14 protein-coding genes are annotated in these 14819 nt (G+C 67.4%); 12 read left to right on the top strand and 2 right to left on the bottom strand.

The genetic code is table 11. From position 1 onward, the window contains the following. The first annotated feature begins 94 nt into the window (after positions 1-94). The 7 genes from AC1C2S_RS19460 (at position 95) to AC1C2S_RS19430 (ending at position 8924) form a co-directional block, all read left to right on the top strand. Positions 95-778 carry a DivIVA domain-containing protein gene (locus AC1C2S_RS19460; protein ID WP_495354242.1) on the top strand — a complete coding sequence of 228 codons (684 nt, stop codon included), beginning with the start codon at positions 95-97 and terminating at the stop codon, positions 776-778. After that, complete coding sequence (gene lspA / locus AC1C2S_RS19455; RefSeq protein WP_495354241.1) at positions 768-1379, top strand: signal peptidase II; 612 nt, start codon at positions 768-770, stop codon at positions 1377-1379. Before AC1C2S_RS19460 ends, lspA begins: the two co-directional genes overlap by 11 nt. After that, the gene (locus AC1C2S_RS19450; protein WP_495354240.1) at positions 1379-2299 is read left to right on the top strand and encodes an RluA family pseudouridine synthase; all 921 of its coding nucleotides are present in this window, start codon (positions 1379-1381) and stop codon (positions 2297-2299) included. Before lspA ends, AC1C2S_RS19450 begins: the two co-directional genes overlap by 1 nt. 76 nt (positions 2300-2375) lie before the next feature. Next, entirely contained in the window at positions 2376-5909 is a 3534-nt protein-coding gene (dnaE, locus tag AC1C2S_RS19445) for a DNA polymerase III subunit alpha (protein WP_495354239.1), read from the top strand. Between the two features lie 56 nt (positions 5910-5965). Beyond that, positions 5966-7273: a histidinol dehydrogenase gene (gene hisD / locus AC1C2S_RS19440; protein WP_495354238.1), complete on the top strand. Its 1308-nt coding sequence runs from the start codon at positions 5966-5968 to the stop codon at positions 7271-7273. A gap of 78 nt (positions 7274-7351) precedes the next feature. Then, a complete protein-coding gene (nrdR, locus tag AC1C2S_RS19435) occupies positions 7352-7825 on the top strand; it encodes a transcriptional regulator NrdR (protein ID WP_495354237.1) in 474 nt (157 codons plus the stop codon). Between the two features lie 40 nt (positions 7826-7865). Beyond that, positions 7866-8924, top strand: a complete 1059-nt coding sequence (locus AC1C2S_RS19430; RefSeq protein WP_495354236.1) for a quinone-dependent dihydroorotate dehydrogenase — start codon at positions 7866-7868, stop codon at positions 8922-8924. Between the two features lie 18 nt (positions 8925-8942). On the opposite strand, the gene AC1C2S_RS19425 is transcribed toward AC1C2S_RS19430, so the two are convergent. Next, a complete protein-coding gene (locus AC1C2S_RS19425; RefSeq protein ID WP_495354235.1) occupies positions 8943-10001 on the bottom strand; it encodes an App1 family protein phosphatidate phosphatase in 1059 nt (352 codons plus the stop codon). Positions 10002-10107: 106 nt separating this feature from the next. Here AC1C2S_RS19425 and AC1C2S_RS19420 point away from each other — a divergent pair, with 106 nt between their 5' ends. The 5 genes from AC1C2S_RS19420 to AC1C2S_RS19400 all read left to right on the top strand — a co-directional run bounded on the left by AC1C2S_RS19420 (position 10108) and on the right by AC1C2S_RS19400 (position 14023). Beyond that, positions 10108-10770: a TetR/AcrR family transcriptional regulator gene (locus AC1C2S_RS19420; protein ID WP_495354234.1), complete on the top strand. Its 663-nt coding sequence runs from the start codon at positions 10108-10110 to the stop codon at positions 10768-10770. Between the two features lie 91 nt (positions 10771-10861). Continuing rightward, positions 10862-11674: an ABC transporter ATP-binding protein gene (locus AC1C2S_RS19415; RefSeq protein WP_495354233.1), complete on the top strand. Its 813-nt coding sequence runs from the start codon at positions 10862-10864 to the stop codon at positions 11672-11674. After that, positions 11671-12360: an ABC transporter permease gene (locus AC1C2S_RS19410; protein ID WP_495354232.1), complete on the top strand. Its 690-nt coding sequence runs from the start codon at positions 11671-11673 to the stop codon at positions 12358-12360. The genes AC1C2S_RS19415 and AC1C2S_RS19410 overlap by 4 nt, the downstream gene beginning before the upstream one ends. Next, positions 12357-13100, top strand: coding sequence for an ABC transporter permease (locus AC1C2S_RS19405; RefSeq protein ID WP_495354231.1), 744 nt, complete (start codon positions 12357-12359; stop codon positions 13098-13100). The genes AC1C2S_RS19410 and AC1C2S_RS19405 overlap by 4 nt, the downstream gene beginning before the upstream one ends. Beyond that, positions 13097-14023: an ABC transporter substrate-binding protein gene (locus AC1C2S_RS19400; RefSeq protein WP_495354230.1), complete on the top strand. Its 927-nt coding sequence runs from the start codon at positions 13097-13099 to the stop codon at positions 14021-14023. Before AC1C2S_RS19405 ends, AC1C2S_RS19400 begins: the two co-directional genes overlap by 4 nt. Here AC1C2S_RS19400 and AC1C2S_RS19395 read toward each other — a convergent pair. After that, entirely contained in the window at positions 14020-14763 is a 744-nt protein-coding gene (locus tag AC1C2S_RS19395; RefSeq protein WP_495354229.1) for a DedA family protein, read from the bottom strand. The genes AC1C2S_RS19400 and AC1C2S_RS19395 overlap by 4 nt on opposite strands. Positions 14764-14819: the final 56 nt, after the last annotated feature.

Below are 14819 nucleotides of genomic sequence, written 5' to 3'. Positions count from 1 at the left end.
GTCGAGAAGATCGGCACTCACGACTCTGAGGATCTCTTTGCTACCGTTAGCTGAACGTGATCGAACAGTTCGACAGATTTGAGGGTGGAAAGCCATGGCGCTAACTCCGGAAGATGTGGTCAACAAGCGCTTCCAGGCGACGAAGTTCCGGGAAGGGTACGACCAAGATGAGGTCGACGATTTCCTCGACGAGGTCGTGGTCGAGCTTCGTCGACTGTACGGGGAGAACGAAGAGCTGCGTCAGCGGCTCTCAGCGGCAGAGGCCCGTGCTGCGGATGCCTCGAAAGCGCCGGCTGCCGCGGCACCGACCCCGGCGGTGTACACCGAGCCGGCTGCGCCGCCTCCCACCGTCGCGGTGCAGATGCAGCAGCCCGCAGCTCCGCAGTCGGACTTCGACGAGCAGACGAGCACCACGAACCTCCTGCAGCTGGCCCGCCGGCTGCACGAGGAGCACGTGCGCGAGGGCATCGAGAAGCGCGACGCGCTCATCGCCGAGGGCCACGCGACTGCTGCGCGTGTCGTCGCCGAGGCCGAAGCGAAGCAGCGCGCCCAGATCGGCGTGCTCGACCAGGAGCGCGTGGCGCTCGAGAAGCGCGTCGACGAGCTTCGCCTGTTCGAGCGCGACTACCGGGCGAAGCTGAAGAACTACATCGAGGGCCAGCTCCGCGAGCTCGACACGGCGGCCCCGGTGCAGGCGTCGGGCAACCAGGGCTTCTCCGCTCCGGCGGGCCTGCCCGCTGAGCAGCCCGCACCGACCTTCCAGGGCTTTGGAGGCTGAGCGGGCCGTCAAGGTCGGCTCAACCACAGCACTCCTGGTCGTGGCCGGCGCCGCAATCGCGGCGTACGGCCTCGACCAGCTGAGCAAGTTCCTCGTCGTCACGAACCTCACCGAAGGTGAGATCGTGCCCGTACTGGGAACGCTGTTGCAATGGCAGTTCGTGCGCAACCCCGGTGCCGCGTTGTCGTTCGCGAGCGGCATGACCTGGATCTTCACGATCCTGGCCGCAGGCGTCATCACCTTCATCGTGTGGTTCGCACGTCGTATCCGCTCGGTCGCGTGGGCCATCGTGTTCGGGCTCCTGCTCGGCGGTGTGGTCGGGAATCTGACCGACCGGCTCTTCCGGGAGCCGTCCTTCGGCCTCGGGCACGTGATCGACTTCATCTCGACGCCGTGGCTCATCCCGGCCATCTACAACGTCGCCGACATGGCGATCGTGTCGAGCATGGTGCTCTTCATGATCCTCACGATTCGCGGCATCGGCCTCGACGGCTCGCGTCAACCGCGCGAATCAAAAACCGCCGAGACAGCGCCGGCCGCGCCGGAGGCCACCGCGGGCGAGGGCGATGCCCGGCTGCGCGAAGCCGCGCACGGCGCCTGATGGAGAACCGCTCCTTCCCTGTTCCCGACGGTCTCGACGGTTCGCGCGTCGACGCGGGGCTCGCAAAGCTCCTCGGGTTCTCGCGCACACTGGCCGCGGAGATCGCGTCCCGTGGCGGCGTGAGCCTCGACGGGGCATCCGTCGACAAATCCGACCGTCTGCGCGCCGGCGCCTGGCTCGAGGTGAGCTGGGAGGAGCCGCGCGGTCTCACGATCGAACCGATCGCGGTTCCCGATCTCGGCGTCATCCACGACGATGACGACCTCGTCGTCGTCGACAAGCCGGCGGGAGTCGCAGCACACCCCTCGGTCGGGTGGAACGGGCCGACCGTGGTCGGGGCGCTGGCCGCCGCCGGATTCCGCATCTCCACTTCCGGTGCACCCGAACGTCAAGGAGTCGTGCACCGCCTCGATGCGGGCACGAGCGGGCTCATGGTCGTCGCCAAGTCGGAGCGTGCGTACACCGAGCTGAAGCGACAGTTCCACGACCGCGAGGTCGAGAAGATCTATCACACGATCGTGCAGGGCCATCCTGACCCGCTCGCCGGCACGATCGACGCGCCGGTCGGCCGGCACCCCCGCTCGGAGTGGAAGTTCGCGGTGACCGCCGACGGCAAGCACGCGGTGACCCACTACGAGACGATCGAGGCGTTCCCGTACGCGTCGCTGCTCGAGGTGCATCTCGAGACGGGCCGCACGCACCAGATCCGTGTGCACATGGCCGCGCAACGCCACCCGTGCGCGGGCGACTCGATGTACGGCGCCGACCCGACGCTGTCTGCCCGGCTCGGCCTCGAGCGGCAATGGCTGCACGCCAAGCAACTCGCGTTCACCCACCCCGCAGGCGCAGCGTGGACGACCTTCGTGTCGGAGTACCCCGCCGACCTCGCACACGCGCTCGACGTGCTGCGCGGGGACTGACGCGCGGTCGACCTGGGCCAGGCGTCGCCCGGTCGCCGTAGACTTCAAGGACCCCGAAACACTCTCGCCGTACCCGATGAGGAGCCCAGTGGCCGCCGATTCCTTCGCCCATCTGCACGTGCACAGCGAGTACTCGATGCTCGACGGTGCGGCCCGGGTGGGGGAGCTCATCCAGGCGGCGAAGAACGAGGGCATGCCCGCCGTTGCGATCACCGACCACGGCAACGTGTTCGGCGCCTACGACTTCTGGAAGCAGGCGACCGACGCCGGCATCAAGCCGATCATCGGCACCGAGGCGTACATCACGCCGGGCACCGCGCGCGGCGACAAGACACGTATCCGGTGGGGCAGCGGGGGCGGCGACGACGTCTCGGGCTCGGGCGCCTACACGCACATGACGTTGCTGTCTGAGACGACCGAGGGCATGCACAACCTCTTCCGTCTCTCGAGCCGGGCGTCGATCGAGGGCTACTACTTCAAGCCCCGCATGGACCGCGAGCTGCTGTCGATGTACTCGAAGGGACTCATCGCCACGACCGGATGCCCCTCGGGCGAAGTGCAGACCCGGCTGCGGCTCGGCCAGTACGACGAAGCGGTGAAGGCGGCATCCGACTTCCGCGACATCTTCGGCAAAGAGAACTACTTCGCCGAGATCATGGACCACGGTCTCGGCATCGAACGCCGCATCATGGAAGACCTGCACCGGCTCGCGAAAGATCTGGGCCTGCCGCTCGTCGCCACGAACGACCTGCATTACACGCACGCCGACGACGCCAAGAGTCACGCGGCCCTGCTCTGCGTGCAATCGGGCTCGACTCTCGACGACCCCAACCGGTTCAAGTTCGACGCCGACGAGTTCTACCTGAAGACCGCGGCCGAGATGCGGCACGTCTTCCGCGACTACCCCGAGGCGTGCGACAACACCCTGCTCATCGCCGAACGTTGCGATGTGCAGTTCAACACCAACGCCAACTACATGCCGCGCTTCCCGGTGCCCGACGGGGAGAGCGAAGACACCTGGTTCGTCAAAGAGGTCGACCGCGGACTGGCCGTGCGCTACCCGAACGGCATCCCGGCCGAGGTGCGCACGCAGGCCGACTACGAGGTCGGCGTCATTCTGCAGATGGGCTTCCCCGGCTACTTCCTCGTCGTGGCCGACTTCATCAATTGGTCGAAGAACAACGGCATCCGGGTCGGCCCGGGCCGAGGCTCGGGTGCCGGCTCGATGGCGGCGTATGCGATGCGCATCACCGACCTCGACCCCCTGCAGCACGGCCTCATCTTCGAGCGGTTCCTGAACCCCGATCGCGTCTCGATGCCCGACTTCGACGTCGACTTCGACGAGCGTCGACGCGGTGAGGTCATCAAGTACGTGACCGAGAAATACGGCGACGAGCGGGTCGCCCAGATCGTGACGTACGGCACGATCAAGGCGAAGCAGGCGCTCAAAGACTCGGGCCGCGTACTCGGCTTCCCGTTCTCGATGGGCGAGAAGCTCACGAAGGCGATGCCGCCCGCGGTCATGGGCAAAGACATCCCGCTCACCGGCATCTTCGATACGAAGCACCCGCGGTACAAAGAGGCCTCTGATATCCGGGCCATCGTCGAGACCGACCCCGAGGCGAAGACCGTCTTCGAGACGGCACTCGGCCTCGAGAACCTGAAGCGCCAGTGGGGTGTGCACGCGGCCGGCGTGATCATGTCGAGCGATCCGCTCGCCGACATCATCCCGATCATGAAGCGCGAACAAGACGGTCAGATCGTCACCCAGTTCGACTACCCCGCGTGCGAAGCCCTCGGCCTCATCAAGATGGACTTCCTGGGGCTGCGCAACCTCACGATCATCGACGACGCCCTCGACAACATCGAGGCCAACCGTGGCCACCGCCCGGTGCTCGAAGACCTCGCGCTCGACGACCAGGGCGCTTACGACCTGCTGGCGAGGGGTGACACGCTCGGGGTGTTCCAGCTCGACGGCGGGCCGATGCGGTCGCTCCTGCGCCAGATGAAGCCCGATAATTTCGAAGACATCTCCGCCGTCATCGCGCTCTACCGGCCGGGGCCCATGGGCGCGAACTCGCACATCAACTACGCGCTGCGCAAGAACGACCTGCAGGAGATCACCCCGATCCACCCCGAGTTCGAGGAGTCGCTCCGGGAGATCCTCGACACGAGCTACGGCCTGATCATCTATCAGGAGCAGGTCATGGCGATCGCGCAGAAGGTCGCCGGGTTCTCGCTCGGTCAGGCCGACATCCTCCGCCGCGCGATGGGTAAGAAGAAGAAGTCCGAGCTCGACAAGCAGTACGAGGGCTTCTCGGGAGGCATGAAGGCCAACGGCTATTCCGATGCCGCAATCCAGAAGCTCTGGGAGATTCTGCTCCCGTTCTCGGACTACGCGTTCAACAAGGCTCACTCTGCCGCCTACGGCGTGCTGAGCTATTGGACGGCGTACCTCAAGGCGCACTACCCGGCCGAGTACATGGCGGCACTGCTCACGAGTGTCGGTGATGCGCGCGACAAGCTCGCCCTCTACCTCAACGAGTGCCGGCGCATGGGCATCAAGGTGCTTCCGCCCGACGTCAACGAGTCGATCGGGTACTTCGCCGCCGTCGGCGAGGACATCCGATTCGGACTCGGCGCGGTCCGTAACGTCGGTTTCAACGTGGTCGAAGCGATCCGCAGTGCACGCGAGACGAAGGGCCGGTTCGAGTCCTTCCACGACTTCCTGAAGAAGTCGCCGCTACCGGTGGCGAACAAGCGCACGGTCGAGTCGCTCGCGAAGGCGGGCGCGTTCGACTCGCTCGGACACACGCGTCGCTCGCTCGTCGAGATCCACGAGGGCGCGGTCGAGTCGGTCGTCAAGGAGAAGCGTGCCGAAGAGGTCGGCGACTTCGGCTTCGACTTCGACAGCCTCTTCGACGACGACGAGCGGGATGCCGCGCCGTCGCTCGTGCCTGCGCGTCCCGAATGGCCGAAGAAGCAGAAGCTGGCCTTCGAGCGCGAGATGCTGGGGCTCTACGTGTCCGACCACCCGCTTGCGGGACTCGAGGCTCCACTCGCGAAGCATGCGTCGACCACCATCACCGATCTGATGACCTCGGATTCGACGCAGGATGCCGACACCGTCACGGTCGCGGGTCTCGTCACGAGCGTTCAGCACCGCATCGCGAAGGCCTCGGGCAACCAGTACGGCATGATCACGGTCGAGGACTTCTCGGGCGAGATTACGGTGATGTTCATGGGCAAGGCCTACCAGGAGTTCGCTCCCGGCCTGCAGGCCGATTCGATCGTGGTCGTGCGCGGGCGCGTCAGCATGCGTGACGACGGCCTGAACCTGCATGCCTACAGTGTGCTGACGCCCGAAATCGGTCAGGACGAAGAATCGGGCATCGTGAAGATCACGCTGCCCGACCAACGGGCGACGCAAGAGACGACCGAGGCGCTCCGAGACGTGCTCGTGCGTCATCGCGGGGAGACCGAGGTTCGGATCACGCTGACGAAGGGCCGCGTCGGTCGTGTCTTCGAGGTCGGGCAGTACCCGGTCAAGGTGACCGCTGACCTGTACGGCGAGCTGAAGAGCCTGCTCGGCCCGAACTGCCTCGTGTGACGTTCGCCGCCTGACGAAAGCGGCGTCGCCTGCCCGACGCGTAGGCTGGAATGATCATGCTGCGCACCATCGATCTCCGTGGAACCCGTCCGACGACCGCAGGGCTTCTCGCTCTCGTGCCGCGGTCCGCGACGGACGTCTCGGCGGCGCTCGACGCCACTCGTTCGATCATCGACGAGGTGCGCGAGCGTGGCGAGGCGGCACTGCTCGACCAGGCCGAACGGTTCGACGGCGTTCGGCCCACGGCGGTGCGAGTGCCGGCCGATGAACTCGCCGCAGCGCTCGACGGGCTCACCCCCGAGATCCGCTCGGCGGCGCTCCAGACGATCGATCGGGTGCGCGCTGCGAGCGAGGCGCAGGTGCCGGCACCGCAGACGACCGAGCTCGCGGCCGGTGCCGTCGTCGAGCAGCGCTGGCAGCCCGTCGCCCGAGTCGGTCTCTACGTGCCGGGCGGCAAGGCCGTGTACCCGTCGAGCGTGATCATGAACGTCGTGCCGGCACAGGTCGCCGGGGTTCGCTCGATCGCGCTCGCATCCCCAGCCCAGTCCGCGTTCGGTGGGCGCATCCACCCGACGATCGTCGGCATCGCGGCGCTCCTCGGCATCACCGAGGTCTACGCCATGGGCGGCGCCGGGGCGATCGGTGCATTCGCGTACGGCGTCGAGGGCATCGGCCTCGAGCCCGTGCAGCGTGTCACCGGGCCCGGCAACGTCTACGTGGCAGCGGCCAAGCGTCTCGTGCAGGGCGTCACCGGCATCGACGCCGAGGCCGGTCCCACCGACATCCTCGTCATCGCCGACGACAGCGCCGACCCTGAGTTCGTTGCGGCCGATCTCCTGAGCCAGGCCGAGCACGACGAGCTCGCAGCAGCCGTACTGGTGACCGACTCGCCCGAGTTCGCGGCGCGCGTGAGCGAGCGCCTCGAGGTCCGGGCGAACGCCACCAGACACAGCGTGCGCGTGCGCCAGGCGATCGACGGTGCGCAGTCGGCACTCGTGCTCGTCGACGATCTCGAGCAGGCCGCAGACTTCGCGAACGCCTTCGGTCCCGAGCACCTCGAGATCCAGGTGCGTGACGCGGATGCCACGCTCGCACGCATCGAGAACGCGGGTGCGATCTTCGTGGGCGCGTTCTCACCCGTCAGCCTGGGTGACTACGCGGCCGGCTCGAATCACGTGCTGCCGACCGGTGGTCAGGCGCGGTATGCGTCGGGGCTCTCCGCGGCGACGTTCCTGCGGCCGCAGCAGGTCGTGCGGTACGACGAGGCGGCACTTCGCGTGGTCGCTCCCGTCATCGCTGCACTCTCGGCCGAAGAAGATTTGCCTGCACACGGGGAAGCGGTCTCGGCGCGCTTCGAACGATGACACGAGTGCGCTGACGTTGGCGGTCGGGCGGCCCAGCGGGGAGCACGCGCGAACCGCCGCCGCTAGGCTTGGAGCACCATGTACTGTCCGTTCTGCCGCCACCCCGATTCCCGCGTCATCGACTCGCGCACGAGCGATGACGGACTCTCGATTCGACGCCGACGCCAGTGCCCCGAGTGCGGACGCCGGTTCTCGACCACCGAGACCGCGAGCCTCGTCGTCATCAAGCGTTCCGGCGTCGTCGAGCCATTCAGTCGAGAGAAGGTCGTGCTCGGTGTGCGGAAGGCGTGTCAGGGTCGCCCTGTGACGGATTCCGATCTCGCGATGCTCGCGCAGAAGGTCGAGGAGACCATCCGCTCCACCGGCGCGTCGCAGCTCGAAGCGAACGACATCGGCCTCGCCATTCTGCCCCCGCTCAGGGAGCTCGACGAGGTCGCGTACTTGCGATTCGCGAGCGTCTACCAGGCCTTCGATTCGCTCGATGATTTCGAATCGGCGATCGAACAGCTTCGCGAGGAGCACGGCCGGCTTCCGGCTCGTCCAGTCGAGTGACGTCGGTCGGTTGCTCGCACTCCGATAGCCTGAGTGCGGCATGTATCGACTTCTCTTCTCCGTCTTCCTGTCTCGCATGGACCCTGAAGACGCCCATCACCTCGCATTCCGGGTAATCCGTGCGCTGCCCACCCTGGGGTTCGGAAAACTCGTCGAGCGGATGACCGCGCCCGATCCGTCGCTCGTCGTCGAGACGCTCGGCCTCCGATTCCCGTCGCCGTTCGGCGTCGCGGCCGGATTCGACAAAGACGGCCTCGCCGTGCGTGGCCTCGGCCAGCTGGGCTTCGGGCACGTCGAGGTGGGCACCATCACCGCGATCGCCCAGCCCGGCAACCCCCGGCCGAGGCTCTTCCGCCTCGTCGGCGATCGCGCCCTCGTGAACCGCATGGGATTCAACAACGGCGGGGCGGATGCCGCGGCGGGTCGCCTCTCGCGGCTGTCACGCCGTCGCGATCGCCCGGTTCTTGGCGTGAACATCGGCAAGAGCCGGGTCACCGAGGTCGAAGACGCCGTCGCCGACTACGAGCGGAGCGCCCGCGTGCTCGCGCCCTTCGCCGATTACCTCGTGGTCAACGTCAGCTCGCCGAACACCCCCGGACTCCGAGGCTTGCAGGAGATCGACTCGCTCGCCCCACTGCTCGAGTCTGTGCGTGCGGCCTCAGGAGACACCCCGCTGCTCGTCAAGATCGCTCCCGACCTCGCCGACTCGGAGATCGTGCGCATCTGCGAACTCGTGCAACGGCTCGGGCTCGACGGCATCATCGCGACGAACACGACCATCTCCCGCGCAGGCCTGCGCGCGGCGGCATCCGTCATCGATGCCATCGGGGCAGGGGGGCTCTCGGGCGCTCCACTTGCGGCCCGCTCGCTCGAGGTGCTGCGGGTCATTCGCGGGCAGGTGCCTGCTGAACTCTGCGTCGTCTCGGTCGGCGGTGTCGAGACCGCGGCCGACGTGCAAGACCGGCTGGACGCCGGCGCCACTCTGGTGCAGGGCTATTCAGCGTTCATCTACCGCGGGCCGCTCTGGGCGCGCCAAGTGAACCGCGGGCTCGCGAGGTTCGCACGCGACCGCCGCAACGCCCTCGCTGCACGCGTCTAGGCGCCGCAGGTCACTGCACTAGAGCACGCCGATCTCGGCGAGCTTGTCGGCGATCGTCGATCCGTCGCTCGCCGACACCCACGGCACACCCGCAGCGTGCTGCTCGCCTTTGGTACGACCGCCCGCGAGCACCGCCTCGCCCTTCGAGAGGCGCCGGATCGCGATGGCGGCCACCCGGCCAGGATGCTCCGCCGCGAAGCGCTCGTAGAGCTCCTCATCGTGCTGGCCGTCGTCGCCGATCAGCAGCCAGCGCATCTCGGGGAACTCGTCTGCGAGGCGTCGCAGGTTCTCTTCTTTGTGTTCGCGGCCGCTTCGGAACCAGCGGTCGTGCGTCGGACCCCAGTCGGTGAGCAGCAACGGGCCCGCGGGATAGAGATTGCGCGACAGGAATCGTGTCAGCGTCGGGGCGACGTTCCAAGCGCCCGTCGAGAGATAGATGACGGGCGAGCCCGGATGCGACCTGACGAGTCGTTCGAAAAGCACCGCCATGCCGGGCGTTGGGATGCGCGCGTGCTCGTCGAGCACGAAGGTGTTCCAGAATGCAACGAACGGCCGGGGGAGTGCAGTGACCATCACGGTGTCGTCGACATCGGAGATGATGCCGAAGCCGACATCGGGGCCGACGATCCAGATGGGCGCTTCGACGACCTCGGATCCTTCGGTGCGGAGGGTCACGCGATGCCAGCCCGGTTCGAGCGACACCGGCACCTTCGTGTCGACGACCCCGCCACGGTCGGCGAGAACCTCGACCCGTTGACCGGCGACCTCGATGACCACGGGCACGTCGCCGACGGGCACGCTCGTGAAGCTGCGCCATCCGCGAATGCCCTGTTCACCCCGGCGGCGTCGACGCTTGGACCGCTCGTTCGGGTCGACCGGGCGACTGAGCAGGACGCGGCAGAACACACGCACCCACTGGGTCGAGCCGTATCCGGTGTAGGGCACCACGGTGGGAACATGTCCCCGGCGTCGCGCCCAGCGTTCGCGGATCTCGTGGGCCCAGTCTTCGAGGCGCGCAGCACGATGCCGGACCTGGCGCTCTCGGGATCCGGCCGGAAGGGGGGAGCTCGCCGGCATCCACTCAGTCTGTCATGCGGGGGTGTCGCGCCGCGAAACGCGGCCGCGGGTGGTCGGAGCGCGCACGCGGCTCCCGGTAGAGTGGACGCGCACCTGAGGAGGTTCCGTGCCGAATGTCGACCTGATCCTGGGGGCCGATCCGAGCCGGAGGCGCTCGATCCGCACCGAACCGACGCAGCGACGCAGTACGCAGCGACTCGACGCGCTACTCGATGCCGCCGCCGAGATCGTCGACGAGTCAGGCTTCGAGCGGCTGACCACGCAGATGGTCGCCGAACGGGCCGGAGCGTCGATCGGCACGGTCTACCGCTATTTCCCCGACCGTGTCGCGGTGCTGCACGCACTGCGCGAGCGATCGATCCGGCGATTCCGGGAACGGGTCGCCGACGACCTGGCGCGCACCGAACTCGCAAGCTGGTGGCAAGTCGTCGACGTGGCGCTCGACGCCTGCGCTGCGATGTACCGCGACGAACCCGGTTTCAGTGTCGTGCACGCGGCGCAGCGCGAGATCGCCGACGACGATGTCGAGCCCGAGTTCGCCCACCGCATGGCGCGGGTGATCGATGCCGAATTCGGCGGCGATGCCGACCAGTCGGAGCTCCGGTTCCGCCTCGGTGTGGCGATCGAACTCGGCGACGCGCTCATCAGCCGTGCCTTCGAGCGCGCGGCGGCCGGCGACGAGCGCTACCTCACCGAGGCGAAGCGCCTCGTGCACGATTATCTCGCTGAACACCTCGGAGAAGCCCGCGCCGCCAGCAGCGCCGCCTGACGTGCACCGGGGCGCGTGCGTTGCCTCTCCGCCCGAATGGTGTTTGGCTTGAAACCGCGCCGGGCGAACGCCGGGCCAGGGATGAGGCAGCATGATCGAGTTCCGAGGCGTCACGAAGCAGTTCCCCGACGGCACGGTCGCGGTGGCGGGAGTGGACATCGTCATCCCGCCGCGCAAGACGACGGTGCTCGTCGGGTCCTCGGGGTCGGGCAAGACGACGCTCCTGCGAATGATCAACCGAATGGTCGACCCGACTTCGGGCCAAGTGCTCATCGACGGAACGGATGTCGCGACCCTCGATCCCGTCTCCCTTCGCCGCGGCATCGGCTACGTCATGCAGAACTCCGGTCTGCTGCCGCATCGCAAGGTGATCGACAACGTCGCGACGGTGCCGCTGCTGCGCGGTGAGAAGAAGCGCGAGGCGCACGCGCACGCACTCGAACTGCTCGATACGGTCGGACTCGATCGCTCGCTCGCCGACAAGTACCCGAGTCAGCTCTCGGGTGGGCAGCAGCAACGGGTGGGCGTCGCCCGCGGCCTCGCGGTCGACCCGAACATCCTGCTGATGGACGAGCCGTTCGGTGCGGTCGACCCGATCGTGCGCGCCGAGCTGCAGCAGGAGTTGCTGCGCCTGCAGGGCGAGCTCGGCAAGACCGTCGTCTTCGTGACCCACGACATCGACGAGGCGTTCCTCCTCGGCGACCAGGTCGTGATCATGCAGCACGGCGGCCAGATCTCGCAGGCGGCGTCTCCGGCCGAGATCCTCGCGAACCCGGCCGACGAGTTCGTCGCGGACTTCGTCGGCGCGAACCGCGGCAAACGTGCCCTGCACCTGACCGAGGTCGATGGGCGCCGGCTCGTCGTCGACGCCGACGGTCGCCCGGCTGGAGTGCTCGCCTCGTGAACTGGCTCTGGTCGAATCTCGACCTGGTCGGCGAGCTGACGCTCACGCACCTCGCATTGTCGGTGCCCGCGATCATACTGAGCTTCGTGGTCTCCGTGCCGATCGGCTGGGTCGCCCACCGCTACCGATGGTCGCGGGGGGTGTTGCTCGCGCTCTGCGCGCTGCTCTACGCGATTCCGTCGCTCGCGCTCTTCATCGCCCTGCCGGCGCTCACCGGTCTCGTGCTGCGTTCGCCGGTCAACCTCGTGATCGCCTTGACGCTCTACGGTGTGGCCGTCATCGTGCGCACCTCGGCCGATGCGTTCGACTCGGTCGATCGCGACACCCGCCAGTCGGCCACCGCGGTCGGGTATTCGCCGGCCGGCCGGTTCTGGGGCGTCGAGCTGCCGCTGGCCGGCCCCGTGCTGCTGTCGGGGCTTCGGGTCGTCGTGGTCAGCACCGTGAGCCTTGCGACGGTGGGTGCGGTGATCGGCGTGCGGAGCCTCGGCACGCTCTTCACCGACGGTTTCCAACGCGACATCCAGATCGAGATCTTCACCGGCATCGTCGCGACGATCGTGGTCGCCCTCGTGCTCGATTGGCTCTGCGTGGTCGCCGGCCGGCTGCTCATGCCGTGGTCGCGCACCGAAACAGCGAGGTCCCGCACCTCGTCGGCCGCGCTCGTGAAGCAGGCGGACGCCGCATGAACTTCATCCTCGACGGCATCGGCTGGATCCTCGACCCGGCGAATTGGGTCGGCGTCGGCAGCATTCCACAGCGCCTCTGGGAGCACGTGTGGATCTCGGCCGTCGTGCTCGTCATCGCCTCGGTGATCGCACTGCCCATCGGAGCGTTCATCGGACACACCGGCAAGGGTCGAGAGCTCGCAGTCAGAGTCTCGGGCGGGCTCCGAGCGTTGCCGACCCTCGGCGTGCTGACGCTCTTCGGCCTCTGGATCGGCATCGGTCTCGGCGCTCCGATCATCGCCCTCGTGATTCTCGCCATCCCGCCGCTGCTCGCGGGCGCCTACGCCGGATTCGAGTCCGTCGATCGGCGCACCATCGACGCGGCGCGCGCCATGGGCATGCGCGAATCGCAACTCATCGGCAAGGTCGAGGTGCCGCTCGGCATGCCGATCATCGTGGGCGGCATCCGCTCGGCGACGCTGCAGATCATCGCGACGGCGACGCTCGCCGCCTACATCGCCGATGACGGACTCGGCCGGTTCATCTTCGCCGGGCTCAAAACGCGCGACTACGCCGAAATGCTCGGCGGCTCGATCCTCGTCATCCTCCTCGCCCTCATCGTCGACGGCATCTTCGCGATCACGCAACGACTCGTGGTGCCCGCCGGCGTGCGTGCGACCCGAACCAGAGAGCTCCGCTCGCGGCCGACCCGGCCTCGAGCGGTCGTGGGGCAACCCATCATCGAAGGGAATCGAGAATGAACACAGCAGGAAAAGGCCGGCTCGCTGCCCTGGCAGCAGTCGCGGTCGGGGCGACAGTGGCCCTGGCAGGGTGCGCGTCGGGCGACCCGCTGGACAGCGGATCGGGAGGCGGCGACGCTTCGTCCGAGACGATCGTCGTCGGTTCGCAGGACTACTACTCCAACGAGATCATCGCCGAGATCTACGCGCAGGCGCTCGAGGAGAACGGCTACACGGTCGACCGGCAGCTCCGCATCGGACAGCGCGAGGTGTACATCCCCGAGATCGAGAGCGGGGAGATCGACGTCTTCCCCGAGTACACGGGTAACCTCCTCCAGTTCTACGTGCCCGACACCACCGCCACGACGAGCGACGACGTCTACGCCGAGCTCGAGACGTCGCTGCCCGAGGGCCTCCGGGTGCTCGACCAGTCGCCGGCGACCGATCAGGATTCGTACAACGTCACCAAGGAGTTCTCCGAGGCCAATGGCGTGACGAGCCTGGCCGATCTCGCGAAGGTGACGACTCCGTTGACGCTCGGCGGCAACTCCGAGCTGGAGACGCGTCCCTACGGTCCCGAAGGGCTGAAAGAGGTGTACGGCGTCGAGGTCGGGTTCACGCCGATCGAAGACAGCGGCGGCCCGCTGACCCTCAAGGCACTCATCGACGATCAGGTGCAGCTCGTGAACATCTACAGCGCCGACCCGAACATCAAGGCCAACGACCTCGTGACCCTCGAAGACCCCGAAGGTCTCTTCCTGGCGTCGAACGTCGTGCCCGTCGTCAGCGAGAAGGTGACCGACGAGATCGCGGAGGTGCTCAACACCGTAAGCGCCGCACTCACCCCCGAAGACCTCGTCGCGCTCAACTCGCTGAGCGTCAACGAACAGCAATCGGCCGACGAGATCGCGAAGAACTGGCTGGCCGAGAAGGCCCTCTTCTAGCGATTCGCGTCGAGATTCGAGGGGTCGGATGCTGCGGCATCCGGCCCTTCGCCGTCGACGGGCGCCGCCGAATCGTCGATGGGCCCCATTGCATCCTTCGTCGTGGCCCCCATGTGCTTCGACTCGGAACGCACCAAGAGCTTCTTCACGCCCCAAGCTGCGATCAGGAATACGGCGATGACTCCGACGAACAGGTAGCCGGCCCAGTGCAGTTCGCGGCTGAGCTCGCGGTAGCTCCCCGCCGCCAGCCAGCCGACGGTGACATAGGCGAAGGCCCAGATGACGCTCGCCGGAACCGTCCAGGCCATGAAGCGCCGGTAGCGCATCGAGCTCATGCCCACCGTGAGCGGGATGAGCGAGTGCAAGACGGGCAGGAAGCGGGAGATGAACACCGCTGGTCCGCCGCGGCGCTCGAGATAGCGCTGGGCGCGATCCCAGTTCTCGTCGCCGATCTTGCGCCCCACCCACGAGTGGTGGATGTGCGGCCCGAACCAGCGACCGAGGGCGAAGCCGATGCTCTCGCCGATGAGGGCGCCGACGATGACGGTGATCGTGAGGGCGAAGTACTCGCCGAGCCCGTCGACGGCAGTCGACGCCACGATCACGATCGTGTCGCCGGGTACGACGAGGCCGATCAGCACCGACGTCTCGAGGAGCATCCCGAGCCCGGCGAGCAGGGTGCGTGCGATCGGGTCGACAGCCTGGACGGTGTCGAGGATCCAGTCGAGGATCTCGTTCATCGTTCGAGCGTAGCGAGGGCCGCCGCGCCGTCGCATCAGTCTGCGGGCTGATTCCG

The organism is Agromyces sp. Y782, assembly GCF_059445405.1.
The sequence above is the reverse complement of the archived record's forward strand: the minus strand, read 5'-3'. Positions and strand labels throughout refer to the sequence as shown.

Excerpts from the sequence above, each read along its gene's own strand:
- AC1C2S_RS19400 (WP_495354230.1), top strand. The coding sequence starts at position 13,097 with ATGAACACAGCAGGAAAAGGCCGGCTCGCTGCCCTGGCAGCAGTCGCG.
- AC1C2S_RS19450 (WP_495354240.1), top strand. The coding sequence starts at position 1,379 with ATGGAGAACCGCTCCTTCCCTGTTCCCGACGGTCTCGACGGTTCGCGC.
- AC1C2S_RS19425 (WP_495354235.1), bottom strand. The coding sequence starts at position 10,001 with ATGCCGGCGAGCTCCCCCCTTCCGGCCGGATCCCGAGAGCGCCAGGTC.
- dnaE (WP_495354239.1), top strand. The coding sequence starts at position 2,376 with ATGAGGAGCCCAGTGGCCGCCGATTCCTTCGCCCATCTGCACGTGCAC.
- AC1C2S_RS19405 (WP_495354231.1), top strand. The coding sequence starts at position 12,357 with ATGAACTTCATCCTCGACGGCATCGGCTGGATCCTCGACCCGGCGAAT.
- AC1C2S_RS19415 (WP_495354233.1), top strand. The coding sequence starts at position 10,862 with ATGATCGAGTTCCGAGGCGTCACGAAGCAGTTCCCCGACGGCACGGTC.
- AC1C2S_RS19460 (WP_495354242.1), top strand. The coding sequence starts at position 95 with ATGGCGCTAACTCCGGAAGATGTGGTCAACAAGCGCTTCCAGGCGACG.
- nrdR (WP_495354237.1), top strand. The coding sequence starts at position 7,352 with ATGTACTGTCCGTTCTGCCGCCACCCCGATTCCCGCGTCATCGACTCG.
- AC1C2S_RS19430 (WP_495354236.1), top strand. The coding sequence starts at position 7,866 with ATGTATCGACTTCTCTTCTCCGTCTTCCTGTCTCGCATGGACCCTGAA.
- hisD (WP_495354238.1), top strand. The coding sequence starts at position 5,966 with ATGCTGCGCACCATCGATCTCCGTGGAACCCGTCCGACGACCGCAGGG.
- AC1C2S_RS19395 (WP_495354229.1), bottom strand. The coding sequence starts at position 14,763 with ATGAACGAGATCCTCGACTGGATCCTCGACACCGTCCAGGCTGTCGAC.